The organism is Mycobacterium sp. 1245852.3 (assembly GCF_001669335.1).
Classification (GTDB): domain Bacteria; phylum Actinomycetota; class Actinomycetes; order Mycobacteriales; family Mycobacteriaceae; genus Mycobacterium; species Mycobacterium europaeum_A.
On sequence record NZ_LZLL01000307.1, the window covers coordinates 1 to 25,077 of the forward strand.

23 protein-coding genes and 1 pseudogene are annotated in these 25,077 nt (G+C 67.9%); 14 read left to right on the forward strand and 10 right to left on the reverse strand.

Going from position 1 to position 25,077, the window contains the following annotated elements; all coding sequences use genetic code 11:
- The 3 genes from A9W96_RS13800 to A9W96_RS13810 form a co-directional block, all read left to right on the forward strand.
- Positions 1-1,522 (forward strand): polyribonucleotide nucleotidyltransferase (locus A9W96_RS13800; RefSeq protein WP_067140461.1); only part of this gene is annotated, 1,522 nt, incomplete at its 5' end.
- Positions 1,500-2,882, forward strand: coding sequence for a pitrilysin family protein (locus A9W96_RS13805; RefSeq protein WP_067140527.1), 1,383 nt, complete (start codon positions 1,500-1,502; stop codon positions 2,880-2,882). The genes A9W96_RS13800 and A9W96_RS13805, both read left to right, overlap by 23 nt.
- A 60-nt stretch (positions 2,883-2,942) precedes the next feature.
- The gene (locus A9W96_RS13810; protein ID WP_066860909.1) at positions 2,943-3,968 is read left to right on the forward strand and encodes a nitronate monooxygenase; all 1,026 of its coding nucleotides are present in this window, start codon (positions 2,943-2,945) and stop codon (positions 3,966-3,968) included.
- Here the strand turns inward: A9W96_RS13810 and ald are convergent.
- Positions 3,965-5,080, reverse strand: coding sequence for an alanine dehydrogenase (gene ald / locus A9W96_RS13815; protein ID WP_067140464.1), 1,116 nt, complete (start codon positions 5,078-5,080; stop codon positions 3,965-3,967). The two genes, A9W96_RS13810 and ald, sit on opposite strands and share 4 nt — an antisense overlap.
- Before the next feature lie 90 nt (positions 5,081-5,170).
- Here ald and A9W96_RS13820 point away from each other — a divergent pair, with 90 nt between their 5' ends.
- The 5 genes from A9W96_RS13820 to A9W96_RS13840 all read left to right on the forward strand — a co-directional run bounded on the left by A9W96_RS13820 (position 5,171) and on the right by A9W96_RS13840 (position 11,022).
- The gene (locus tag A9W96_RS13820) at positions 5,171-5,632 is read left to right on the forward strand and encodes an SRPBCC family protein (RefSeq protein WP_066860903.1); all 462 of its coding nucleotides are present in this window, start codon (positions 5,171-5,173) and stop codon (positions 5,630-5,632) included.
- Positions 5,633-5,656: 24 nt separating this feature from the next.
- A complete protein-coding gene (locus A9W96_RS13825; protein ID WP_067140467.1) occupies positions 5,657-7,120 on the forward strand; it encodes an NAD(P)/FAD-dependent oxidoreductase in 1,464 nt (487 codons plus the stop codon).
- 133 nt (positions 7,121-7,253) lie between these two features.
- Positions 7,254-8,165, forward strand: a complete 912-nt coding sequence (locus A9W96_RS13830; protein WP_231999681.1) for a metal-dependent hydrolase — start codon at positions 7,254-7,256, stop codon at positions 8,163-8,165.
- Positions 8,165-9,922 (forward strand): SDR family oxidoreductase, encoded by a 1,758-nt coding sequence (locus tag A9W96_RS13835; RefSeq protein WP_067140470.1) that lies wholly within the window; start codon positions 8,165-8,167, stop codon positions 9,920-9,922. Before A9W96_RS13830 ends, A9W96_RS13835 begins: the two co-directional genes overlap by 1 nt.
- A gap of 11 nt (positions 9,923-9,933) precedes the next feature.
- Entirely contained in the window at positions 9,934-11,022 is a 1,089-nt protein-coding gene (locus A9W96_RS13840) for a PDR/VanB family oxidoreductase (RefSeq protein ID WP_067140473.1), read from the forward strand.
- A gap of 12 nt (positions 11,023-11,034) precedes the next feature.
- Here the strand turns inward: A9W96_RS13840 and A9W96_RS13845 are convergent, their stop codons facing one another.
- Positions 11,035-11,685 carry a TetR/AcrR family transcriptional regulator gene (locus A9W96_RS13845; RefSeq protein WP_066860894.1) on the reverse strand — a complete coding sequence of 217 codons (651 nt, stop codon included), beginning with the start codon at positions 11,683-11,685 and terminating at the stop codon, positions 11,035-11,037.
- A gap of 121 nt (positions 11,686-11,806) precedes the next feature.
- On the opposite strand from A9W96_RS13845, the gene A9W96_RS13850 reads away from it, so the two are divergent.
- Together A9W96_RS13850 and A9W96_RS13855 are read left to right on the forward strand one after the other, a co-directional pair.
- Positions 11,807-12,814, forward strand: coding sequence for a Rieske 2Fe-2S domain-containing protein (locus A9W96_RS13850; RefSeq protein ID WP_067140476.1), 1,008 nt, complete (start codon positions 11,807-11,809; stop codon positions 12,812-12,814).
- Positions 12,811-13,893, forward strand: coding sequence for a dihydrodipicolinate reductase (locus A9W96_RS13855; RefSeq protein WP_067140479.1), 1,083 nt, complete (start codon positions 12,811-12,813; stop codon positions 13,891-13,893). The genes A9W96_RS13850 and A9W96_RS13855 overlap by 4 nt, the downstream gene beginning before the upstream one ends.
- A gap of 5 nt (positions 13,894-13,898) precedes the next feature.
- Here the strand turns inward: A9W96_RS13855 and A9W96_RS13860 are convergent.
- Positions 13,899-15,256: pseudogene (locus tag A9W96_RS13860) on the reverse strand (HNH endonuclease signature motif containing protein).
- A 150-nt stretch (positions 15,257-15,406) separates the two neighbouring features.
- Here A9W96_RS13860 and A9W96_RS13865 point away from each other — a divergent pair.
- From A9W96_RS13865 to A9W96_RS13880, 4 genes are all read left to right on the forward strand, one after another.
- Positions 15,407-15,976: a hypothetical protein gene (locus tag A9W96_RS13865; RefSeq protein WP_066860970.1), complete on the forward strand. Its 570-nt coding sequence runs from the start codon at positions 15,407-15,409 to the stop codon at positions 15,974-15,976.
- Between the two features lie 86 nt (positions 15,977-16,062).
- Positions 16,063-16,800: a 4-hydroxy-tetrahydrodipicolinate reductase gene (gene dapB / locus A9W96_RS13870; protein ID WP_067140533.1), complete on the forward strand. Its 738-nt coding sequence runs from the start codon at positions 16,063-16,065 to the stop codon at positions 16,798-16,800.
- Between the two features lie 24 nt (positions 16,801-16,824).
- Positions 16,825-17,280: a hypothetical protein gene (locus A9W96_RS13875; protein ID WP_067140483.1), complete on the forward strand. Its 456-nt coding sequence runs from the start codon at positions 16,825-16,827 to the stop codon at positions 17,278-17,280.
- A gap of 62 nt (positions 17,281-17,342) precedes the next feature.
- Positions 17,343-17,744 carry a flavodoxin family protein gene (locus A9W96_RS13880; RefSeq protein ID WP_066860964.1) on the forward strand — a complete coding sequence of 134 codons (402 nt, stop codon included), beginning with the start codon at positions 17,343-17,345 and terminating at the stop codon, positions 17,742-17,744.
- Positions 17,745-17,761: 17 nt separating this feature from the next.
- On the opposite strand, the gene A9W96_RS13885 is transcribed toward A9W96_RS13880, so the two are convergent.
- Genes A9W96_RS13885 through A9W96_RS13915 form a run of 7 tightly spaced genes read right to left on the reverse strand, consistent with a single transcriptional unit; the run spans position 17,762 to position 25,001 of the window.
- A complete protein-coding gene (locus A9W96_RS13885; protein ID WP_067140487.1) occupies positions 17,762-20,884 on the reverse strand; it encodes an NAD(P)-binding protein in 3,123 nt (1,040 codons plus the stop codon).
- The gene (locus A9W96_RS13890; RefSeq protein ID WP_067140490.1) at positions 20,881-21,285 is read right to left on the reverse strand and encodes an SCP-2 sterol transfer family protein; all 405 of its coding nucleotides are present in this window, start codon (positions 21,283-21,285) and stop codon (positions 20,881-20,883) included. Before A9W96_RS13890 ends, A9W96_RS13885 begins: the two co-directional genes overlap by 4 nt.
- Positions 21,278-22,300 (reverse strand): hypothetical protein, encoded by a 1,023-nt coding sequence (locus tag A9W96_RS13895; RefSeq protein ID WP_067140493.1) that lies wholly within the window; start codon positions 22,298-22,300, stop codon positions 21,278-21,280. The genes A9W96_RS13890 and A9W96_RS13895 overlap by 8 nt, the downstream gene beginning before the upstream one ends.
- Positions 22,297-22,575: a hypothetical protein gene (locus tag A9W96_RS13900; protein WP_067140496.1), complete on the reverse strand. Its 279-nt coding sequence runs from the start codon at positions 22,573-22,575 to the stop codon at positions 22,297-22,299. Before A9W96_RS13900 ends, A9W96_RS13895 begins: the two co-directional genes overlap by 4 nt.
- Positions 22,572-23,030 carry a hypothetical protein gene (locus tag A9W96_RS13905; RefSeq protein ID WP_067140499.1) on the reverse strand — a complete coding sequence of 153 codons (459 nt, stop codon included), beginning with the start codon at positions 23,028-23,030 and terminating at the stop codon, positions 22,572-22,574. Before A9W96_RS13905 ends, A9W96_RS13900 begins: the two co-directional genes overlap by 4 nt.
- Positions 23,027-24,235: a polyprenyl synthetase family protein gene (locus A9W96_RS13910; protein ID WP_082972233.1), complete on the reverse strand. Its 1,209-nt coding sequence runs from the start codon at positions 24,233-24,235 to the stop codon at positions 23,027-23,029. Before A9W96_RS13910 ends, A9W96_RS13905 begins: the two co-directional genes overlap by 4 nt.
- Entirely contained in the window at positions 24,201-25,001 is an 801-nt protein-coding gene (locus A9W96_RS13915; protein WP_066879682.1) for a hypothetical protein, read from the reverse strand. The genes A9W96_RS13910 and A9W96_RS13915 overlap by 35 nt, the downstream gene beginning before the upstream one ends.
- Positions 25,002-25,077 lie beyond the last annotated feature (76 nt).

Genomic DNA, 25,077 nt, shown 5'->3' on the forward strand with positions numbered 1-25,077 from the left:
GGAGCTGGCCGACGCGGCCGCGAAGCCCACCGGTGAGTACCCGGTGTTCCCCGACTACGGCGACGACGTCTACTACTCGGTGGCCTCGGTGGCCACCGACGAGCTGGCCAAGGCGCTGACCATCGGCGCCAAGGCCGAGCGCGACGCGCGCACCGACGAGCTGAAAGCGGAAGTGCTGGCGCGGCTCACTGGGGATTCTGGGACCTACGAGGGCCGGGAGAAGGAGGTCAGCGCCGCGTTCCGCTCGCTGACCAAGAAGCTGGTCCGCCAGCGCATCCTGACCGACCACTTCCGCATCGACGGCCGCGGCATCACCGACATCCGCGCCCTGTCGGCCGAGGTCGCCGTCGTGCCCCGGGCGCACGGCAGCGCGCTGTTCGAGCGCGGCGAGACCCAGATCCTGGGTGTCACCACGCTCGACATGGTCAAGATGGCCCAGCAGATCGACTCGCTGGGGCCGGAGACCTCCAAGCGCTACATGCACCACTACAACTTCCCGCCCTTCTCCACCGGCGAGACCGGCCGGGTCGGGTCGCCCAAGCGGCGCGAAATCGGGCACGGCGCGCTGGCCGAGCGGGCCCTGATTCCGGTGCTGCCCAGTGTCGAGGAGTTCCCCTACGCCATCCGCCAGGTGTCGGAGGCGTTGGGCTCCAACGGTTCGACGTCGATGGGTTCGGTCTGTGCGTCCACCCTGTCGCTGCTCAACGCCGGTGTGCCGCTCAGGGCGCCGGTGGCCGGCATCGCGATGGGGCTGGTCTCCGACGACGTCGAGATCGACGGTCGCACCGAGCGCCGCTTCGTCACCCTGACCGACATCCTGGGCGCCGAGGACGCGTTCGGCGACATGGACTTCAAGTGCGCCGGCACCAAGGACTTCGTCACCGCGCTGCAGCTGGACACCAAGCTCGACGGCATCCCGTCGCAGGTGCTGGCGGGCGCGCTGGGGCAGGCCAAGGACGCCCGGCTGACCATCCTCGAGGTCATGGCCGAGGCCATCGACGCACCCGACGAGATGAGCCCCTACGCGCCGCGGGTCACCACCATCAAGGTCCCGGTGGACAAGATCGGCGAGGTCATCGGCCCCAAGGGCAAGGTGATCAACGCGATCACCGAGGAGACCGGCGCGCAGATCTCCATCGAGGACGACGGCACCGTGTTCGTCGGCGCCACCGACGGGCCCTCGGCGCAGGCCGCGATCGACCGGATCAACGCCATCGCCAACCCGCAGTTGCCGACGGTCGGCGAGCGGTTCCTCGGAACCGTGGTCAAGACAACGGATTTCGGTGCGTTCGTGTCGCTGCTGCCCGGCCGTGACGGCCTGGTGCACATCTCCAAGCTCGGTAAGGGCAAGCGGATCGCCAAGGTCGAGGACGTGGTGAACGTCGGCGACAAGCTGCGCGTGGAGATCGCCGACATCGACAAGCGCGGCAAGATCTCGCTGGTTCTGGTGGAGGAAGACAACTCGGCTCCCGCCGATGCTCCGGCGGCCGCACCTGCCGATGCCGCGACGGCGAGCAGCTGACTCGTCGACCGGGACGCGTCCCGGTCGGGCCGGCGCTTTGCGCCGGGGCGAGGTCGCTGAGGCGGAATCGGCACCCCAGGCCGCGCTGCGGCGCAGCACGCTGCCGGGCGGCTTGCGGGTGGTCACCGAATACCTGCCCTCGGTGCGCTCCGCGTCGGTCGGGGTCTGGGTCGGCGTCGGCTCGCGCGACGAAGGTGCGACGGTGGCCGGGGCCGCGCACTTCCTCGAGCACCTGCTGTTCAAGTCGACCCCCAGCCGCACGGCGGTGGACATCGCGCAGGCGATGGACGCCGTCGGGGGAGAGCTGAACGCGTTCACCGCCAAGGAGCACACCTGCTACTACGCGCACGTGCTCGACAGTGATCTGGCCCTGGCCGTCGACCTGGTCGCCGATGTGGTGCTCAACGGGTGCTGCGCGGCCAGCGACGTCGAGCTGGAACGCGACGTGGTCCTCGAAGAGATCGCCATGCGCGACGACGACCCCGAGGACGCCCTCGGCGATATGTTCCTGTCCGCGCTCTTCGGTGACCATCCGGTGGGCCGTCCGGTCATCGGCACCGCGCAGTCGGTGATGTCGATGACGCGAAACCAGCTGCACTCGTTTCATGTCCGGCGCTACACGCCGGAGCGGATGGTGGTGGCGGTGGCCGGCAATGTCGACCACGACGAGGTGGTCGCGCTGGTGCGCGAGCACTTCGGGCCGCATCTGGTCCGCGGGCGCGACCCGATCGCGCCGCGCAAGGGGTCCGGCCGGGTCACCGGCCGTCCCGTCCTGATGCTGGGCAACCGGGACGCCGAGCAGGCCCACGTGTCGCTGGGCGTGCGCACGCCCGGGCGCGGCTGGGAACACCGGTGGGCGCTGTCGGTGCTCAACACCGCGCTGGGCGGTGGCCTGAGTTCGAGGTTGTTCCAGCAGGTTCGCGAGCTGCGCGGGCTGGCCTACTCGGTCTACTCGACGGTGGACGTCTTCGCCGACAGCGGTGCGCTGTCGGTGTATGCGGCCTGCCAGCCGGAACGCTTTGCCGAGGTGATGGCGGTGACCAGCGGCGTGCTCGAATCCGTGGCGCGCGACGGCATCACCGAGTCGGAATGCCGCATCGCCAAGGGATCGCTGCGCGGCGGGCTGGTGCTCGGCCTGGAGGATTCCAGCTCGCGGATGAGCCGGTTGGGCCGCAGCGAGCTCAACTACGGCAGACACCGCAGCATCGAGCACACGCTGCAGCAGATCGATCGGGTGACCGTCGAGGAGGTCAACGCGGTGGCCCGCCGGCTGCTCGGGCAGCGCTACGGCGCCGCGGTTCTGGGCCCCTACACCGCCAAACGGTCACTGCCCCAACAACTTCGGGCGATGGTAGGCTAGCTCAAATGTCCGCCTCCTCACTCGCGCCGTGCCGGCGCTCGCCGTCGACGGACTAGCCGAATGGTACTGGGCTTCTGGGACATCATGGTGCCCATCGTGGGCGCCCCCATGGCCGGCGGGCCCGGCACTCCCGCGTTGGCCGCGGCGGTGTCCAATGCGGGTGGGCTCGGTTTCGTCCCCGGCGGGCACCGCAGCGCCGAGCAGTTCGCCGACGACATCGCGGCGGCGCGCAAGGCCACCACCGGCCCGCTCGGGGTGAACCTGTTTGTGCCCCAGCCCAGCGTCGCAGATTGGGTGGCCCTGCACTACTACGCGGCCGAACTCGAAGAAATCGCCGAGCATTACCAGGTGGAGGTGGGTCACCCGCAGCACGGCGACGACGACGAGTGGGAGCAGAAGCTCGAGGTGGTGGCCGACGTCCGGCCCGAGCTGGTGTCGTTCACCTTCGGTGTGCCGCCGCCCGATGTGATCCGGCGGCTCGGCGCGCTGGGCCTGCTGGTGATGGTCACCGTGACATCGGCCTACGAAGCGGGAGTGGCCGTCGCGGCCGGGGCGGACAGCCTGGTGGTCCAGGGTCCCGCCGCGGGCGGGCACCGCGGCACGTTCGCCCCCGACATGGAACCCGCGAACGAGTCGCTGCACCAGCTCATCGATCGCATCCGGCACGCCCACGACGTCCCGATCGTCGCCGCGGGCGGGCTGGGCACCGCCGACGAGGTCGGGGCGGCGCTGCGCAGGGGAGCGGTGGCGGCCCAGGTCGGCACCGCGTTGCTGCTGGCCGACGAGGCGGGCACCAACGCGGCGCACCGCGTCGCCCTGAAGAACCCGCTGTTCGCGACGACCGTTGTCACGCGGGCGTTTTCGGGCCGCTACGCGCGCGGGCTGGAGAACGACTTCACCCGGATGCTCGATCACGTGGCGCCGCTGGGCTACCCCGAGGTCAACCAGATGACCTCACCGATCCGGGAAGCGGCCGCCGCCATGGAAGACCCCAACGGGATGGCGCTGTGGGCGGGGACCTCGTTCAAGCACGCGTGCGCCGGCCCCGCCGCGGACATCATCGCCCGCCTCGCGGCCACCAGTTAGCCCAGAACGCCGGCCGGGTCGGTGAACGGCAGGCCGAGGTCGGTGGCCACCTGCTCGGACAGCAAGGCGCCATCGTGCGTCGAAAGGCCTTTGGCCAGAGCATGATCCGATCGGCACGCGGCCTGCCAGCCCCGGTCGGCGAGCGCCAGCACGTAGGGCATGGTCGCGTTGGTCAGCGCGACCGTCGAGGTCTTGGGCACCGCGCTCGGCATGTTCGCCACGCAGTAGAAAACCGTGTCGTGCACCGCGAAGGTGGGATCATCGTGCGTGGTCGGCCGGGAGTCCTCGAAGCAGCCGCCCTGGTCGATCGAGATGTCGACCAGCACTGCGCCCGATTTCATCTGCGAGACAAGGGAATTCGAGATCAGCTTGGGCGCCTTGGCGCCGGGCAGCAGCACGGCGCCGATGACCAGGTCGGCGCGCTTGACGGTGCCCTCCAAATCGTAGGCCGACGAGTAGCGGGTGCGGACCTGGCCGCCGAACTCCGCATCGAGCAACCGCAGCTTGTTGATGTTGACGTCGAGAACCGTGACTGCCGCACCCATCCCGCCGGCGACCCGCGCGGCGTTATAGCCGGCGGTCCCCGCGCCGACGACCACGACGTCGGCGGGTTTGACGCCCGGCACGCCGCCCATCAGTACCCCGCGCCCGCCGTGGGTCCGCATCAGGTGATAGGCGCCCACCTGAGCCGACAGCCGGCCGGCGACCTCGCTCATCGGGGCCAGCAACGGCAGCGTGCCGTCGGCGGCTTGGACCGTCTCGTAGGCGATCGACGTCGTCCCGGATGCCAACAGCGCCTCGGTGCACGCCCGCGACGCGGCCAGATGCAGGTAGGTGAATAGGATCTGGTTGCGCCGCAACAGGTCATACTCGGTCGGTACCGGCTCTTTGACCTTGAGCAGCAGATCGGCATCGCCCCAGACCTGCTCGGCCGTGTCCGCCAGTTCGGCCCCGGCGGCCTTGAACTCGGCATCGGAGATCGCCGACCCCTCCCCGGCGCCGGCCTGCACCAGCACGTCATGGCCGCGGCGGGTCAGCTCGGCGACACCGGCGGGGGTGATGGCCACCCGAAACTCGTTGGTCTTGGTCTCGGTCGGTACGCCGACTCGCATGATCGCCCCTCGGTTGCCGGTTCACCGTCAAGTGTGAAGAAAGTTCGTAAGCGGCGCAAAAGCTGGGTGTTTGCTGGATATGATCGGCGAATGAGTGACCCGTGCGTGACGGCCACCGTGCGGATCGGGGCCCGGCCCGACGAGGTGTACCGGCTCATCACCGACCTGCCCACGCTGGCCGAGCTGGCCGAGGAAGCGGTGGCGATGGAATGGCGCAAAGGTGACGCGGTGCGGCCGGGCGCGGTGTTCGTCGGCCACAACCGCAGCGGCAGCCGGCGCTGGAGCACCAAGTGCACGGTCACCGACGCCGAACCGGGCCGCCGCTTCGCATTCGACGTGAGCCACACCATCTTTCCGGTCGCCCGCTGGCAATACGACATCGTCGCGGCCGACGGCGGATGTGAGGTCACCGAAAGCACCTGGGACCGCAGGCCCGGGTGGTTCCGCAAGGTCGCCGGCAAGGCCACCGGCGTCAGCGATCGGGTGACCGCCAACACTGAGCACATCCGGCTCACGCTGCAGCGCCTCAAGCAGCGCGCCGAAACCGACTAGCCCACGAACCACCGGAGTGTTTCGATGACGCGACGCGACCCCGCCGTAGCCGTCATCGGAGCGGGCATGTCCGGACTGTGCGTCGCAATCACCTTGCTGCGCAACGGTATCAGCGATGTAACCGTTTATGAGAAGGCCGACGACGTGGGCGGCACCTGGCGGGATAACACCTATCCGGGGCTGGTCTGCGACATCCCCTCGCGCATCTACCAATACAGCTTTGCCCGCAACCCCGACTGGTCGCACCTGTTCTCGCCCGGCGGCGAAATCCAGGCCTATTTCCGTGACATCGCCGACCGTTACGGGTTGCGGAAGCGGATTCGGTTCGGCACCGAGATCGTCCACGCCCGTTTCGACGACGGCCGGTGGGTGGTGCGCACCGCTGCCGGCGAGGAATTCAAGGTCGACTTCTTGATCTCGGCCACCGGCGTGCTGCATCACCCGCGACTGCCAACGATTCCGGGCTTGGATGCCTTCGGCGGCAATGTGTTTCACTCGGCGCGCTGGGATCACGGCGTCGACGTGCGTGGGCTCCGGGTCGCGGTGGTCGGCAACGGGTCGACGGGCGTGCAGCTGGTGTGCGGGCTGGCCGGGGTGGCCGGCCAGGTCACGCTGTTCCAGCGCACGGCGCAATGGGTGCTGCGGCTGGCCAACCCGCGCTACAGCGGCTTCACCGGGATCACCCGGCGCAAGATGCCGTGGCTCGACGGGTTGGCGTACCGCATCTACAGCCTGGGCTACGACTACTTCGCGGTCGGACTGACCAAGCCGGGCCTGCGCCGCAAGATCATGGCGGCGCTGTGCCGCGCCAGCCTCTGGGAAATTCGCGATCCCGAGTTGCGGCGGGCCCTGACCCCCGACTACACGCCGGCCTGCAAACGACTGGTGATGTCGAACGGCTTCTACCGGGCGATGCAGCGCGACGACGTCGAGCTGGTGACGGCGGGCATCGACCATGTCGAAGAGCGCGGCATCGTCACCGCCGACGGGGTCCTCCACGAGGTGGACGTCATCGTGCTCGCCACCGGGTTCGACACCCACGCGTTCTTCCGGCCGATGGAGCTGATCGGGCGTGACGGCATCCGCGCCGACGACGTCTGGCGCGACGGGCCGCGGGCCTACCAGACCGTGGCGCTGTCCGGCTTCCCCAACTTCTTCATGATGCTGGGGCCGCACAGCCCGGTGGGGAACCTGGCGCTGACGACGGTGGCCGAATCGCAGGCCGACCACATCGTGGGCTGGATCGAGCGCTGGCGCCGCCGTGAATTCGACACGGTGGAGCCGACGGCCGCGGCGACCGAGCGGTTCAACGCGACGCTGCGCGCCGCGATGCCGGACACCGTGTGGACCACCGGCTGCAACAGCTGGTACCTCAACAACGACGGCGTGCCCGAGGTGTGGCCCCTCACGCCGGCCGAACACCGCCGGATGCTGGCGAACCCCGAACCCGGCCAGTACGACCTGCGCCGGCACGCCGCGGCCCGCTGAGGAACCGCGCCAAAGAACCCAGTACCGGCGGTTTCGCATATCTGGGTCGCGTCCCTATACTTGGGACGCGCCGCAAGGCGGGCGGCGCCCACTGCAAGACCGTGGTCGAGGGCTAAACGCCGAGGTAGGGGGCATGATGCTGACCGTCGACGACCAGGCAGCGGGTCCGCACGACGCGTCGCTGGACCACGAGCGACTGGTGCTCGAGGCGCGCGATGTCGACTTCGACTGGTCGCAGCTGCCGTTCCACTACGTGCCGGGTGAGCCGTTCGCCACCCACGTCCTCAACGTGCTGCACCTGCTGCTGCCGGCCGGCGAAGGGTTCTTCGTCGAGGTGTTCAAGCAGACGCTGCCGCTGATCAAGGACGACCAGCTGCGGCTGGATGTGCAGGGCTTCATCGGCCAGGAGGCCGTGCATTCGCAGGCGCACGCGAAGGTGCTCGCCCACTTCGCCGCGCGCGACATCGACCTGACGCCCTACACCGGCCAGATCAAGTGGCTGTTCGACAAGCTGCTGGGGCCCCGGCCGCACTGGAGCGAGCGCCGCCGGCAGAGCTGGCTGCTCGAGCAGGTTTCGCTCGTGTCGGCCATCGAGCACTACACCGCCATCCTGGGGGAGTGGATCCTCGACTCGCCGGCTCACGACCAGATCGGCACCGATCCGGTGATGCTCGACATGCTGCGCTGGCACGGCGCCGAAGAGGTCGAACACAAGGCGGTGGCCTTCGACACCATGAAGCACCTAAAGGCCGGCTATTGGCGGCAGGTGCGCGCCCAACTGGTCGTGACGCCCGCCATGCTGCTGCTGTGGATTCGCGGCGTGCGGTTCATGTACTCGCTTGATCCCCAGCTGCCGCCGCGCACCAAGCCGCGCTGGCGCGACTACTTCTCCGCCGCGCGCCGCGGCCTGGTGCCTGGCCCGCTGCGGTTCGTCCGCGCCATCGGCAACTACTACCGGCCCGGCTTCCACCCCTCGCAGCTCGGCGGGCTGGGGCTCGCCGTCGACTACCTGGCCGTCTCACCCGCCGCGCGCGCCTCGCACTGATGACTGTCACCTCGACCATCACTGCCAGCGACGGCGTCACGCTGGCCGTGCACCGGTACACCGCCATCGACCCGGCGCGGCCGACCATCCTGGCGATCCACGGATTTCCCGATAACCACCATGTCTGGGACGGCGTGGCGCACGAGCTGGCCGGCAAGCCCTACAACGTCGTGGCCTACGACGTGCGCGGGGCCGGCGAATCCGCCCGTCCCGCAAAGAGATCCGGATACCTCTTCGCGCAACTGGTCTGCGACATCAGTGCGGTGATCGACAGCCTCGGCGTCGGGCCGGTGCACCTGCTGGCCCACGACTGGGGGTCGATCCAAGCATGGGCGGCCGTCACCGACGCCTCGGTGATGGGCAAAGTCGCTTCCTTCACCTCGATCTCGGGCCCGCACCTGACCTATGCCGGCGCGTTCCTGCGCTCGGCGCGCTCCCCGCGCGCGGCGGCCCGTGTCATCCGGCAACTGATCTCGTCGGGCTACATCGCTTTCTTTTTGTGCCCGGGCGTGCCGGAGCTGTCCTTTCGCTCGCGGGTCGGCGTGAAAGTCGTTGAGGCTCTTGAGAGCATCGGCCGGTCGAGCACGCTCAGCCAGCGCCACGACACCAGGCGTTCGATCGCCGATTATGTGCACGGGCTCAATCTGTACCGGCAGAACATGCCGGCGCCGATGCTGACGCCCGGCCGCCCGCTCCCCGAGACCTCCGTCGCGGTCCAGACGTTGGTTCCGCGCCGGGACGTCTTCGTGACCCCCGCGCTGCAGCGGTTCACCGGCGCAATCCCCAAGGGCGGCAGGGTGGTCGAGATCGAGGGTGGGCACTGGGTGGTGACGTCACGCCCCGACGTCATCGCCCGGCTGACGACCGAGTGGGTCGACCGCAGCGTCGCCGGCGCGACCGGCGCCGGTGCGACCGAGGTGCGTGGCGAGCGGCGCGAGGTGCGCGGCAAACTGGCCCTGGTCACCGGCGGCGGTGCCGGGATCGGCCGGGCCACGGCGGTGGAGCTGGCCCGGCACGGTGCCCGCAAGATCGTGCTCGTCGATCGTGATCTGGCCGCGGCCAACGAGACCGCCGACGCGGTGCGCGCCGCGTGCGCCGACGCTCCGGTATACCAGGTCGACGTCAGCGACGAGGCCGCCATGAACGCCCTTGCCGCGCAGGTGCGCAACGAACACGGCGTGGTCGACATCCTGGTGAACAACGCCGGGATCGGCATGGCGGGCCGGTTCCTGGAGACGAGCTCGGCGAATTGGGAAGACATCATGGGCGTCAACGTCCGCGGCGTCATCTCGGGCAGCCGGGCGTTCGGGGCGCAGATGGTCGAGCGCGGCGAGGGCGGAACGATCATCAACGTGGCATCGGCGGCGGCGTTCCTGCCGTCGAAAACCATGGTCGCCTACAGCACCACCAAGGCGGCCGTGCTGGCGCTCAGCGAATCGTTGCGCGCCGACTTCGCCGACGAGGGGATCGGCGTCACCGCGGTGTGCCCGGGATTCGTCAACACCAACATCGCCAAGAACACCATCTACGCCGGGATGACCGCCGACCAGCAGGAGCGGGCGCGGGGCAAGGCCGACGCCGCCTACCGACGCCGCAACTTCACCCCCGAGGCGACCGCTAAGGCGATCGTCAAGGCCGTCAAGACGGGTCCGGCTGTGTTGCCGATCGCCGCGGAGTCACGCATCGGCTACGCGATGCGGCGCATCAGCCCCGGAGCTATCCGATTGTTCGCGCGCTTGGACATTCGGCAGAAGTAGGGACTGTTTCGGTGCCGGAAAGCATTTGGGCCAGCAGGCCCGCCGACCTGTACGGGCGGCGCGAGCACGACCGCTTCGGGTCGCTGTTGTGGGGCGTGCGGGCGGTGTTCGAAGGGTTCGCCTCGGTGTCCCGGTGGTCGCCGTCGCGGGTGCGGCCCGTGCAGCGCAAGATGACTGCGGTGGTGACCAAGCGCGAACTCGCCGCGCCGGACGTCGTCGCGCTGACCCTGGCCGACCCCGACGGGGGGTTGCTTCCGTCCTGGACGCCCGGCGGACACATCGACATTCTGCTGCCCTCGGGCCGGCGCCGGCAGTACTCGTTGTGCGGTCCTCCCGGCCGCCGCACCGATTACCGGGTCGCCGTGCGCCGCATCGCCGACGGCGGAGGCGGATCCATCGAGATGCACGAGTCCTTCGACGTGGGCGACACATGCGAGTTCGAAGGGCCGCGCAATGCGTTCTACCTCGGCACCGCCGAGCGCGAGGTGTTGTTCGTCATCGGTGGCATCGGGGTGACGCCCATCCTGCCGATGATCCGGGTGGCTGCGCAGCGCGGCATCGATTGGCGCGCAGTCTATTCCGGCCGCAGCCGCGAGTACATGCCGCTGCTCGACGAGGTCGTGTCGCTGGGGCCGGATCGGGTGACGGTGTGGGCCGACGACGAGCGCGGCCGCTTCGCCACCGTGGTGGAGCTGCTGGCCGGAGCGGGACCGGCGACCGCCGTCTACGTGTGCGGGCCCAGCGCCATGCTGGAGGCCGTCCGGATCGCCCGCAACGAACATGCCGGTGCCCCACTGCATTACGAGCGGTTCAGTCCGGCACCCGTCGTCGACGGGGCCCCGTTCGAATTGGAGCTTGCGCGATCACGGCAGGTGCTCGCGGTGCCGGCGAATCGGACGGCGCTCGATGTCATGTTGGATCGGGATCCGACCACGCCCTACTCGTGCCGACAGGGATTCTGCGGGACCTGCAGGGTCAAAGTGCTTGCCGGACAGGTGGATCACCGCGGCCGTGCCGCGACGGGCTCGGAAGAAATGCAGGGCGGCATGCTGGTGTGCGTCTCGCGGGCCGACGGCGAGCGAATCGTCATCGACGCCTGAGGCGGCGCTGCCTTACGGCCGGGACTGTTCGAGGTAGGCGGCCAGCGCGTTGGTCAGCCCCCGGCGCGCCATGTCGAGGTCGGCGTAGGAACCCAGCTGACGTTCCGACACCAGCCCGCGCATCGCGCCGGGGATCAGGGCGGCGACCTCGCGGACCCGATCCGGATCGACGGCCAAATCGGCGAACGCGTGCTGGCAGGTTTCCAGCCAGCTCTTGCCCCAGGAGAACAGCTCGGCGGCCGTGCGCGGGTAAAGCCGCTCGAGCTCGTCGGGATCACGCGGCAGCGCGGCCCGCAGGTTCTCGATCGCGCGTGAATCCGGCGAGGCCAGGCCGCGGTAGAGGGTTTCGATGATGGCGCCGACACGCTCGCGTAGCGGGGCGTCCGGCGAGACCGGTGTCGACAGCGTGGAGAACGTCGCGGCACGCCGTTCGGCGGTGCGGTGCAGCACCGCGGCCCAGAACCCGTCGGTGTCGCCGAACTGGTACTGCACCGCGCCCCAGGTCGCGCCGATGTCCTTGGCGATGCGGTTGGCCGACACAGAGCCGGGCTCACCGGAGGCCAGCGAGCGCAGCGCGGCCTCGAGCATGCTTTCGCGAGTCGCATGGCCCCGCCGATTCGGGCGCCGGCCCGCGACGCCGGCCGCGCTGTTCTGAGGGGTCATCCGCCGATCTTATCCATTGCGGCCGGGTCCGACGAGGAGTTTCATAGAGGGTACTTTGATTTTGGGGACGGGCGGCTTATCATTCGTACGCGAGGGAGGGCAGTTCACATGGCAGGGCTCGATGGCTAAGCCACCGTTGTCGATGAAACCGACCGGCTGGTTCCAGGTCGCCTGGTCCGACGAGATTGGCGTCGGCGACGTGCACACAATGAAGTACTTCGACCAGGAGATGGTGGCCTGGCGCGCCGCATCCGGCGAGCTCACGGTGATGAACGCCTACTGCGAGCACCTGGGCGCGCACCTGGGGTATGGCGGCAAGGTCGTCGGCGAGGTGCTGCAGTGCCCGTTCCACGGTTGGCAGTGGAGCGCCGAGGGTCGCAACGTCTGCATCCCGTACCAGGACCGGCCCAACCGCGGCCGCCGCATTCGGACCTACCCGGTGGTGGAGCGCAACGCGTCGGTGTACATCTGGCACGACCTGGAGCGCCGCGAACCCTACTTCGACGTGCCGGACGTGTTCACCGCGTTCGGCGACGGCAGCAGCGCGGACGACTACTATCCGCAGCAGCGGCTCTATCGCGAAAGCCTGGAACTGCACCCGCAATACGTGCTGGAGAACGGGGTGGACTTCGCGCACTTCAAGTTCGTGCACAACACCCCGATCGTGCCGGTGTTCACCCGCCACGCCTTCGCCGAGCCGGTGTCCTACGTCGACTTCACCATCACGTTCGAGGGCGACGACGGGCAGAAGATCGAGGACGTCAACAGCGGCGTGCAAGCCATCAATGGCGGTCTGGGCATCGCGGTGACCAAGAGCTGGGGCATGATCGACAACCGCACCATTTCGGCGATCACGCCGATCGACGAGTTCACCTCCGATGTGCGCTTCATGGTCTACATCGGGCGCACACCGCACAAGGACCCGGACCGCGCTGCCACCAAGGCGGACGAATTCGGGCGCGAGGTCATCCGCCAGTTCGAGCAGGACATCGAGATCTGGCGGCACCAGCGGTATTCGGACCCGCCCGCGCTGGCCACCGACGAGTACGAGGGCTTCACCGCAATCCGCAAGTGGGCCAAGCAGTTCTATCCCGAGGCGTTCGCAACGCAGGAAGGCTCAAGGCAATGAGTACAGCACCGGTTCGCGTCTTTCAGGTTGGAAGCGGCAACGTCGGCACCGAGATGATCAAGCGGATCGCCACCCAGCCCGACATCGAACTCATTGGCGTGCACTGCTATTCGCCGGAGAAGGTCGGTAAGGACACCGGCGAGTTCGCCGGCCTGACGCCCAACGGGGTGGCCTTCACCGGGACGGTCGAGGAGATCATCGCCGCCAAGCCGGACGTGCTGACGTTCCACGGGGTGTTCCCGGACGAGGACCTCTACGTCAAGGTGCTCGAGGCCGGCATCAACATCGTCACCACAGCCGACTGGATCACCGGCTGGCATCGCGACAAGAATCACCCGCATCCCTCGGGCAAGCCGGTGACCCAGCTGTTGGCGGAGGCCGCCGAGAAGGGCGGCGCAACCTTTTACGGGACCGGGATGAACCCCGGGCTGAACCAGATCCTGGGCGTGGTGTGCTCGGCCGACGTCGCCGACATCGAGAACGTGACCACCATCGAGTCCGTCGATGTGTCATGCCACCACTCCAAGGACACCTGGATCGAGGTGGGTTACGGCCAGCCGGTCGACGACCCCGAAATTCCGTCGAAGCTCGAGAAGTACACCCGCGTCTTCGCCGACAGCGTGTACATGATGGCCGACTGTTTCGACCTGACGCTCGACGAGGTCAAGTTCAGCTACGAGCTCGGCGCGTGCACCAAGGACGTCGACCTGGGCTGGTACACGCTGCCCAAGGGTTCGCTGGGTGGTAACTACATCAAGTACCAGGGCATGGTCGACGGCGTGCCGCGGGTCGAGACGCACCTGGAATGGCAGATGACCCCGCACACCGACCCGAGCTGGAACATCAAGGGCTGCTACATCACTCAGATCAAGGGCGATCCGTGCATCTACAACAAGCACATGATCTTCCCCAAGCCCGGCGTCGACCTGTCCAACCCGGACAACTTCGCCTCGATCGGGATGACCGTCACCGGCATGCCCGCGCTGGCCTCGATCAAGTCGGTGGTGGCGGCACCGCCGGGACTGATCACCAGCGCCGACCTGCCGCTGCGCGGATTCGCCGGGCGGTTCAAGAAGTAGGCCCGTCACGGCGACGCACCGTCGTCGAAGAGGCGTTCGGGATGGTGAAAGTCGTTGGTGCGCGCGCCGCGGTCCAGCTGCGGCGGCGGGATCCACTGGGTGCGGCCTCGTGGCGTTTTGCTTGTCCGCCAGCCTCTTCCGGCCAGCTTGTGATGCGGCGCGCAGGCGAAAGTGAGGTTGTTCGCGTCCGTCGTGCCGCCGGCCGCCCACTCAGCGCAATGATGCACCTCGCACCAATAGCCGGGGGCGTCGCAGCCGGGGTAACTGCAGCCGCGGTCGTGCGCGTACAAGACGATGCGCTGATCCGGTGTGGCAATGCGCCGCGACCGGCCGAGATAAGTGGGCGGCTAGAGTGCTCGTCGAATACGACGAGGTAGTGGTAGGCGTGGCGGGCCATCCGGATCACATCGCGCATCGGTAGCAGCGTTCCGCCGCCGGTCACCGCGCGCCCCACGCCCGCCGTCAGTTCCTGCAGGGTGGTCGACACGATGACGGTCACCGGCAATCCGTTGTGCTGACCCAGTTTCGGATCGCCCAGCTGGCCTCGCACCAGGGCGTTGAGTGCGTCGTGTTGGCGCTGGGCGGGACTGCGCATGTCGCGGCGGGCGCGCTCATCATCGGGTTGGCCTGTAACGCAAGGCGTTTCGTCGTCGGGGTTGCACATCCCCGGAGCCGCAAACCTGGACAGCCATGCGTCGAGGTTGGCGCGCAGGTCGGGTGAGGCGACCAGCTTCCCGATGCTCATCCCATCGGGTCGTTGGCCGCACCAGCTGAACCCGCGCTGGCGTGCACGGTCGGCGTCGGAGAACGTTCCATCCGGGTTGATCCGCAGGGCGCACTGGTGTGCGAGCTTCTGCAACTGATCGGGGCGCAGTCGACGGGCCTGATCGGCCAGGAATCGCTCGGCGTCGTCCACCGTGGCAGCGGGGACCGAGTCCGGGAGATCCCGGACGAACGTCTGGATCACGCGCAGGTGCTGACCGTCGAGCAGCCCGTCGCGCCACGCCACGGCCGTAGCCGGCAATTGTGGCGGCAGCTCCGCGCCGGTGAGGGTCAAGTGCGGAGACAGCTCGGTGGCGTCGCGGAGCCGACGGCACGCCTCGGCATAGCTGATCCGCAGCCGGTCGGCGACCACTTTGTGCACCGGGCCGCCGATGTCGGCGGGATCCGCCGCCGCCAAACCGGCGATCAGGTCGTGGCTCACCGCGATCTGTCGCCGGCGCGAGGCCTCCATCCGTTCGAGCACGCGCAGCCGGACTGCGGGGCTCAGCGCGTCGAAGTCCAGGCCGCGGATCGCCGCATCGGCGGCATCCTGGGCATCCAGCGCGGCGGCCACCTCAGCGGGGACCTCGATCGAATGCATGTTCGAATGCTACGGGCGCGGCGCGACGAGGGAGGCGGATCGCGCCGCGGTTGTGGATGAACCTCGAACTGTGCACAGCGCGCCCCGGACTCGGATTGCGCGTGGGCGTCGGAGCGTTTTTCGCGACGGCGCTGCGGGTAACCACCCGTGGTGCGCGCGAGATTCGTCATTGCGCCAGCCGCGGTCGCCACGGCCATCGCCGCCATCGCCGCATGCTCATCTGCCACCGGTTCGGCCGACTCCACGCCAGACAGTGCACCGTTCCCGATCGGTCAGATGGGCGTGCCCGTGCATGTGCAGGCGGCCAGCGGCGCGACCGCCGACATCACCGTCAACAGCGCGACGTGGTTCCCGCCGGGATGCACCTCGCATTTCGCGAGTCCGACGCCTGGCTCCGCATGCAACGTGGTGGAACTGACTATCACCGCGACGTCCCACCGGTTCTTCAAGCTCGACCAGCACTACATGTTCGCCGGATACGGCGGCGGCAATCAGCCATGGACCCATCCCGACGACGCGCCCCAGCCGTCAACGCTTGCGGTCGACTTCCGCAGGCTCGACAAGATGCCCCCGCTGGTCACGGGCGGCCTACACGACGGGCAGACCGCGCACGGATTTGTCGGCTTCGCGATGCCGACGGCCGGCGAGCTGTACCTCACGATCAACGATCCCGAGCAGCCCGCGCCCTACACCGAAGCGGGCTTCATCGTCCACACCTGATCGCGCGAAAACGTACGGTCGAGTCGCCACGCAACAACTCGACGCACACCGCGGCGCAGAAAACGTCCCGGTCTAGGGTGAAGGCCATGCGGGTAGGAGTGCTGGGAGCCAAGGGCAAGGTCGGGTCGGCGATGGTGGCGGGCGTGCAGGCCGCCGAGGATCTGAGCTTGTCCGCGGAGGTGGACGCCGGTGATCCGATGAGCCTGCTGACCGGGGGCAACACCGAGGTCGTCATCGACTTCACCCACCCCGACGTGGTGATGGACAATCTGAAGTTCGTCATAGACAACGGAATTCATGCCGTCGTGGGGACCACGGGCTTCACCGCCGAGCGGCTGCAGCAGGTGCAGGATTGGCTCGCCGACAGCCCGGGCACGTCGGTGCTGATCGCGCCGAACTTCGCGATCGGGGCGGTGCTGTCGATGCACTTCGCCAAGCAGGCGGCGCCCTTCTTCGACTCGGCAGAGGTGATCGAGCTGCATCACCCGCACAAGGCCGACGCCCCGTCGGGAACCGCGACGCGCACCGCGAAACTGATCGCCGAGTCGCGAAAAGACTTGCCGCCCAACCCCGATGCCACCAGCACCAGCCTGCCGGGCGCGCGTGGCGCGGACGTCGACGGCATCCCGGTGCACTCGGTGCGGCTGGCCGGGCTGGTCGCCCATCAGGAGATCCTGCTCGGCACCGAGGGGGAGACGCTGAGCATCCGGCACGACAGCATCGACCGGACCTCGTTCGTGCCCGGTGTGCTGCTGGCCGTGCGGCGGATCAAGGAACACCCGGGCCTCACGGTGGGTCTCGAGGCCCTGCTCGATCTGCAATGACCTGAATCTGCCATGACCTCTGCCATGACCAAAGCGCTGCGCACCCAATTGCTCGTCGCCTTCATGTGCGTCGCGCTGTTGGTGTACTTCGTGCTGTTGGGGCGCGTCGCCTTCGCGATGATCGGCTCCGGGCGGGTCGCGGCCGTCGGCCTCGGACTGGCGGTGTTGATCCTGCCGGTGATCGGGCTCTGGGCGATGATCGCCACCCTGCGCGCCGGATTCGCGCACCAGAAGCTGGCCCGGCTGATCGCCGCCGACGGAATGGAACTGGACACCAGCGCGCTGCCGCGCCGGCCGTCGGGCCGCATCCAGCGCGACGCGGCCGACGAACTGTTCGCCGCGGTGCGCACCGAAGTGCAGGACCACCCCGAGGACTGGCGGCGCTGGTATCGGCTGGCCCGCGCGTACGACTACGCCGGCGACCGCCGCCGCGCGCGCGAGGCGATGAGGACTGCGGTCGAGCTGCAGGGCCGCCAGTGAACGAAACACCGCGCAAGACGCTGCTGATCGTGCACCACACGCCGTCGCCGCATACCCACGAGATGTTCGAGGCGGTGGTTTCCGGGGCCACCGACCCCGACATCGAGGGCGTGGACGTGCTGCGGCGCCCGGCGCTGACGGTGTCGCCGGCCGAGATGCTGGCCGCCGACGGCTATCTGCTGGGCACGCCCGCGAACCTCGGATACATCTCGGGCGCCCTCAAGCACGCGTTCGACTGCGCCTATTACCAATTGCTCGACTCCACGCGCGGGCGACCGTTCGGGCTCTACCTGCACGGCAACGAGGGCACCGAGGGCGCCGAGCGTGCCGTCGACACCATCACCACCGGGCTGGGTTGGTCCAAAGCCGCGGCGACCGTGGTGGTTTCGGGCAAGCCGACCAAGGATGAGCTGCAGGCGTGCTGGGAGCTCGGCGCGACCGTCGCCGCACAGTTGATGGAGTGAGTGCCGTCTAAAACCGGTCAGGGCGAGGGTGTCTCACCGTGTTCCCGGAAGCTTGTCGAAGCGCCCGGAGTGGAGAACAGCGACCTCGGGGCGACCTGGGGCGACGCGGAGGGTTCCACGCTGTGCATCGTCCTGAGAAATGCCGAACCGGCCTGTGGCTCGGGGGTTTCCGATAAGACCTGCGAGGCTCTGGGCCGTGCCGATGAGGCGGTCGCGTCCAACCTCTGGATTAGCTCGCGGGGGAGTTCAATTGGTTCGTACTGGGTAGACCAATCTACATCGGGCGGAATCAGCTGCGACGTTTCTGTCCCACCGCCGATGGGGGTCCCCGCCAGTTCGGATCCGACGCCGCTGATTTGGCTCAGGGTGTAGCTGTCGGGCGCTAATCTCTGCATCGGCGGAGGCCAGGTTGAAGACGAGCCGTTGCCGTCGCCGTCCTGTGGACCGCTCTTGCTGCCGGTATCGCTTCCGGGCGGAATCGGCGTATCCGGCGGGCGCTTGGTGCCGGCGTTGCCGCCGCCGTTGGGAACGCCGGTCGGCTGCCCGGTGTTCGATGGCTGCGTTGACGGTGCCATTGTGCCCGCCGCCTGCTCGAGGTATTGCCGCCACGCCTGAAGATAGCTGAACAGTTGCTGGGCATAGTCGGCCGGCGCGGGCGGCGCTGGTGACGTCGCAGCGGCGGACGGCGCCGGCGGCATGAACGGCGCGGTCGGCATCAACGGCATGAAGGGCGTGAACGGCGGCGCGAACTGACCTCCCGGCGGCGCGGTGGGAAACACGTTCGGGGCGTTCGGAAATGGTGACGCGGCTGCCATGGCCGTCCACTGGTCGAGAATCTGTCGCCAAGCCTGGAGGTAGTTGAGCAACTGCTGGTTGGAATCGGCTGTGGGCGTGAACATTTTCTGACCTCCCGTGAAGGTGGGAATAGGGGACGGAGGGGCACCGAACGAAAGCGCGGCCGGGATGTCCAGTGGATGCGGCAGTGACTGCTCGCAGAACTTCGAATCGATGTTGCGTAGCAGGCGCGTGTCGGCCGGCTCACGATTTTCGCAGTCGAACACGTAGCAATAGTCACCGGCTGGGGTCGGGAATCGAATCGGGCTCGACAGACCTTGATCGAGGAAGCCGAAGGGAAACTCCCAAGCGAGCGTGGTCTTCTCCCGGCGATCGCGACCACCCGATGCCACCCAGACATAGTGGTCGAGGATGGCGTTGACGGCGTGACGTCCCGACTCGCACGCGGCCTCCATTGAGGTCATCCGGGTAAAGGTCTTGTTCCAAGTGCCCCCGAAGACCACCGAATTGTTGTGTACCTGATAGCCGCCGTGGCGGGCTTGCCAGACGTTCCGCAGCTCCAGGTCTTCGAGCCACCAGTCCTCGGGCGGTGCGCTACTCCAAGACGATCCGTGCGGGTTCCACGGGTCGCTGCCGGGCCGATTGTCCCAGTCGCCGATGATGGGAACGAGGTACGGCGTCTCGTTTTGAACCACGCGACCCTGGCCCTGACCGGGTCCGGCGGCCATTTTCAGGCCGCGATCCAGCGCGTACCACGCGGGCCACGGCATCGCCTCCGCCGCAAGGGATTCGTTGTTGCTCGTGAGGGCGGCAACGATCTGGCGCCACACTTCCGCGGCGAGTTCATCAGGAGCGCAGTCGCGGGCCGCCTTGCCCAGGTGCCGGGAGAGGGTATTGAAGTCCCCGACGTCGACGGACAGCACCGAAACGTGGCCGTCGCGGTCCAGAATCGGTTCCTTCTCCCAGAATCCATGCTGATTGATCGACGAGAGCGCCCACTCCGTGCCGGCGTAGAGCATGTGTCCTCGGAGCAGCTGGAATTCCGTGTCGAAGTAATACTGGATGCCGCACAGCGTTTGGAACCGATCCCAGGGCACTCGTCCGAGCTCGTCCATGTTGTAGGGATTCCGTCGCCGCGGGACCCGTGCCGAGGCGGGTTGCAGCGGACCGTCGGGTGGGGGTGCAGACGTAGTAAATCCGTCGAGCCTACCTACGGTGCCGCCTGTGCCCGCCGCGCGCAGCGGCGCGGTGATGGATTCGGCTGCGGGGGCATCGACGGCGACGACGGTGTAGTCCGGAGTCACCCGCGTACCGTCGGCGAACGTGATCTGCACGCGAGGTCGGAGATGGGGCGGCTGGCTCGGGTCGAAGGCGAAAGAATCGAGGCGACTCGCCACACCGCGCACGAAACGTACGCCAAGCGCGACGAGGTGGTGGTACCAGTTGTCGAACCACACCTCGGTGGTGGGACCGTTGAGTACCCCGTCGGCCTTATCGTCGTGGCGGTCCATGTTCAGGTACAGCTGAAGATAAGTGGTGATGTTGGTCCGTGCGTCCCCCCAACGCGAGTCGAAAGCGGCCAGGACCCTTGGCATCTCGCGCAAGAGCGCGTCGAAACTCGGCGAATAGGAGAATTGCCTGGTCCCGGTCGAGCTGTCGTACCCGACGAAGAAGTCGTAGGCGGAGAGGTTCTGCAATTCGATGGCGCGTCGCAAGGGGCTGGTGGCCAGATAGCGGAGTATCCGGCTCTGGAAGATTGCGAGATCTTCGGCGGTGAAGCCCAATCCGGCGATCTGGCTGAGGATGCCGAGAAACTCGGCAGGACTGCGGGGGAGTTCGCGGGGAAAGACGAGGGAGGGCTTGCCGCCAACCGTCATGCCCTGGGTGATCACCCGCCGGACGTTGTCGTACACGGTGCGGGAAGTCGGCGTCCAGCCGGCCGTACCGCTGTATTGGTAGACCGGAATGCGCTGGAACATGTCCCAGGTGTGTAAGTAGTACGCGGGGAAGAAGCGGAAGCCGTGTTCACCCGCAACCGCTCGGCCGGGAGGACGCGGCTGGCCCCGCCGGCCTGGGAAGGGACGCAGCTGGGCTTGGCTTCCGCCTTGCGGGCCCACCGTCGAGTACTGAGACGCGGCGAGGCCGCCAATCTTGACGGGCGGGTATGTTCCGGCCGGCTGGGCTCCCAGTCCATTCCGTTCGTCGGGTCGGCCCTCGTACACCGTGACGACGAAGCCGCGCTCGGCGAGCTCGTGCGCCGCGGTGAGCCCGGCGATGCCCGCCCCGAGGACCGCCACAGTGGGACGAGGTTCGCCCGATCCCGGGGTGCAGATGCTCTCAGTCATGCTGCCCCCGAACGGAGTTCGGACAGCACGCCGGGCTGCGAGGGCGCCCGCACCGCCGCATGGACGTACGCCAGCAGCGAGTCGTGGGCCCGCTGGACGTCATCGAGCGAACCCCACACGCTCACCGCGCCCGCCTCCACGGCCGCCCCGAGCGCCACCCGGGCATCCAGCACGTCAAGGATGGCGGCGCGCGAGGTGATGATCCGGACGGATGGAGTCTGCGCCGCACCGTCGAACACCTGAAGTCGATCACCACCACGCAGGGAAAACACCTCACCGTCGACGTCGAGCTCGACCACCATCGGGCCGAGCTCTTCGACCAGCGCCCGGTAACTGTCGGGCACCTCGTCCTCGAGGTGCTCGACTGAACGCCGCAGTAGCGACGAAACCCGTTCAGCCATGGAGGAACTCGAATACTCCGGTACCGACGAAGTCGAAGTCTTCGCCATTCACTGTGCCGCTCGCCCGAACGGCGCCGTCGGCTTCGCAGAGCACCGTCGATCGGTCGAGGTGTACCTCGCTCGGTTGGGCCAGGCGGGTATAAGAACGCGAGCGGAACTCGGCGTGCACCTTGTCGCCAGCCCGCGTGGCGGTGATCTCGATCCGTTCCGGCACCCCCGGCACCTCGCCGTCCAGTAGCAGCCGCATCGGGGGCGGCAAGACGCAATCGGCCGCGCGGTCGAGCAGGCCGTGGGTGCGCGCCTGCACCGCCGCGTGGCGAAATATCGCGGCGGGCTCGTCGTGGTGCCACACGTAGAGCGATCGGGACAGAGAGCGCTGCCGCCTCCCGTCGGTGATATGCACGGATACCATCGACCACGGGTCTCCGGGTCTGGCCGGCAAAATGGTGCCCCACGTCCAACCAAAGTCGTCGCCCCACCGGAACCGACCCCAGTTGTGGTCGTGATAGGCGAGGGCGTCCTCAAAACGGTGTTCTCGTCCGCCGATGCGCAGCCATCCGTCGGCGCGCAGCCTCGGTACGAAGAGCCAGCTGACGCGGCCTTCACCCGCCGGTTCGTTGCGGACCACGAATGGCCGGCTCGCCGAGATGAAGTGCAGTTCGCCCCGAATACCGTTGTCAGGCAAATCGATCGCCACGCGATAGCCGTCGGGCACGATGGTCATTCGGTTACCGCCGATGGTCAGTTCACCCAGATCGGCCGAGACGTTCAGAGCGCGCCCGTCGAACCGCTCGATGGCGCCGGTCCATGTCTCGTCGTGAGCGATGATGATGACGCGTGGTGCGAGCCGGACTTCGTCTCCGGCGAGCAGTTCATTGTTGAGGCTGAAGTTGATCAAAACCCGCACGTCCAGCCCGTGAATCACGAAGTGCTGCCACTCCTTGAAACCCGCGGGCCGGGCGGTGGCCAGCACCGGGGCGCGGAGGAAGTCGCTGCGGGCCAGGAGCGCGCTCATCGGAGCCACCGCGTACTCGGGTCCGGGGGTGGTGGCGCGGCACTCGGATTCGGCTGTGCGACAGCCGAATTGGCGAATCCCTCGATCGTCGCTCCGAGGCTCGCAAACCCGAGCAGAAGGTGCACGAAGTCGTCTGGGGCGCGGGGGTGCCCGGCTCGGCCTTCGCCGTCTGTGGCCAGGCTGTGCACCACCCGGGCGACGCCGGCAAGGCCGACCAGATAGCCGATGAAATCGCTTTGGTCTGCGAGAGCTTCGCGAGGATCGGTGAGCGTCATGCAAACCCCTCGGGCCGCAGGCGATCCAGAATCGAATCGTCGAGGCCACGCCCGACGACGGCGTCTGCCATCAGATCCACCCAGGCGTCGGGAACGGCATCGGGCGCGGCGGGACCGCCGAGAACGTTGAGGCTCACCATCTCCCAGACGCGCCGTAGGTTCTCCACCGCTTCCGAGGCGGCCAACGCGTCGCGTAGCCGTGCCCCGCGGGGTGTGCTTGCGTAACGGCGGCCCTCGGCGACGAGGAGGTCGTGCAGCCGTCGGGCGGCCGCGGGATTGCCGAGGACCGCTCGGCGCGCCCCCAGGAGTAGGTCGAACACCCTGCGCTGCATCTCGGCGGCTTCGTCCGGCGGGGGCGGCTGCAACTGCGGGGCTTGTTGTTCGATGAGGTCAAGAGTGAGCTCGCGGATCCGCTCGAGTTCCGCCAGCATGCCGAGCGTGGCTTCGGGGTTCATCGGGTCCGCCCGTGTACGTAGTCCACCAGGTCGGCCAGCATGTCTCGATGACGACTGTGCGGCAACCAGTCGAGCTTCGCGAGCGCCACGGCAGCCTTCTGGGCATGCCCGGCGGCGACGTCGCGGGCATGCTCGAGCGAGCCCACGCGGTGCATCAATTCATAGAGCCATTGAATGTCCTTGAGGGCCTTGGGCTCCGACGGATGATGCCCCTGCAGCCGGGCCTCGATCTCCGCCCGACCCGACTGGGACAGTTCACCGCGGGCGGTGAGGCGATCGAGCAGGTTGGTCAGCCCCAACTCGCCGTCGGCGCTCGGTCGGCGCTTGGCCAGAATCGCCACCGCCCGAACCTGGTCCTGCGGTTCGGCACTTCGCAAGGTGTGCAGCAGCATCAGGGTCCGCTTGCCCTCCCAGAGGTCGCCGCCGATCTCCTTCCCGTACTCCTGCGGGTCCGCCCGCAAGTTCAGCAGGTCGTCGGTGATCTGGAAGGCCGCTCCCAGGTGGCGGCCGAGGGATTCCAACGGAGGCAACCGCTCTGCTCCGGCGCCAGCGGCGATCGCGCCGGCGTGTAGCGGCGTGATGAAGGAGTACCAGCTCGTCTTGAGTTCCACCATCTTGAGATAGTCAGCATCCTGGAGCCGCCACGTGTTGGACCGGACCCACTCGAGCTCCAGCGCCTGCCCGTCGACGGTCAGCCGGGTCATCTTGGCGACGGCCCGCAGGATGCGCAGCGCGGGTCCGAGCCCTACCCGCTCGACGTTGTCCAGTAGCGGTTGTAGCGACAGCGAGAGCATGGCGTCGCCGACGTTGACGGCGATCGGCACGCCATGGTCGATGTGCAGCGTGGGCTTGCCTCGCCGCCACCAGGATTCGTCCTCGATGTCGTCGTGGATGAGAAACGCGTTGTGGTACAGCTCGAGGGTCGCGGCGGTCGGGAGGATCGCCTCGAGGTGGCCGCCGAGCCCAAGGCACATCGCGATGCTCAGCGCCGGCCGAAGCGCCTTTCCGCCGCGCAGCGGGTAGTCGAGGATCAGGTCGTAGAGGCCGTTGGAGCCCCGCTCACCCGGACCGTAGAGCCGCTCGATCTCGCTGTCGCAGGCCTGCTTGCACAGCTCAAGGTAGTCGTCGAGTGGGTTGCCTGCGGTCGGGTTGATGCTGCCGTCAAGTCGGTTAGCCGTGTGCGACAGCGGCGAGGCCGGTAGCATCCGTGACCCTTGTTGCATAACTGATCCGCGCGTAGAGCTCGATTCCACCCGAGCTGTTTTCGCCGGCGACCGCAAGGCTGGGCAACACGCTGACCGCGAGGTCCACGGGCTCCTCACCGGGCGAGGCCTCCGGCGCCGCGCCCTGGGGGATCCGCCGCCGACGGCCGATGACGAGCAGCCGCTCCCCCGTATCGGGGGCTGAAGGGGGTGCGGTTTGGACGTTGTCGATTCGGTGTAACGCGTTGACATTCGCCACCATCATCAGCTGCTGAAGGATGTTGACGTACCCGCTGACGAATTCGTTGAGCTTGGTGAGCCCGAGCGTATTGGTAACGAGGCAGGAGGGCGCCCGATACCCGGCATCTTCGACGTGCACCCGGGAGGTCAGAAGCGGGGTTTGCAGGTCCTTTGGGTTGATGTTTGCTGCCGCGATGGTCGTCAGATTCGGTGCGGGGACCTTCCCGTAGATCGCTGGGATGACGTCTTGGTCAACCTGCTTGGCCAGGTCGACGGCCGCCGCGGTGGCCGCGGTGAGCAGCGCGTCGGGGGTCGGCGCGATCGCCTGCGCGAGCGATACGTCGATCTTTGAGCTCTTCGGCGTCAATGGCACAACATTTGGAGTTTTGACGATGCCATCGGAGACAAACATCTGACCAGGGTCGCCGGTGTCCCAGTGCGGGATGGCCTGCCAGGCAACGCTGCACTGCCCGAACGTCTCTTTGACTGCTTGGTTGGCAAGGGCCAACCGCTCTGCACTCAGGTACATGGCTGCCGCTCCTTGACCGCCCCCGGCTGTCGGTACAAATCATGTGACAAATACCACACGTCGCGCAATCGGTTCG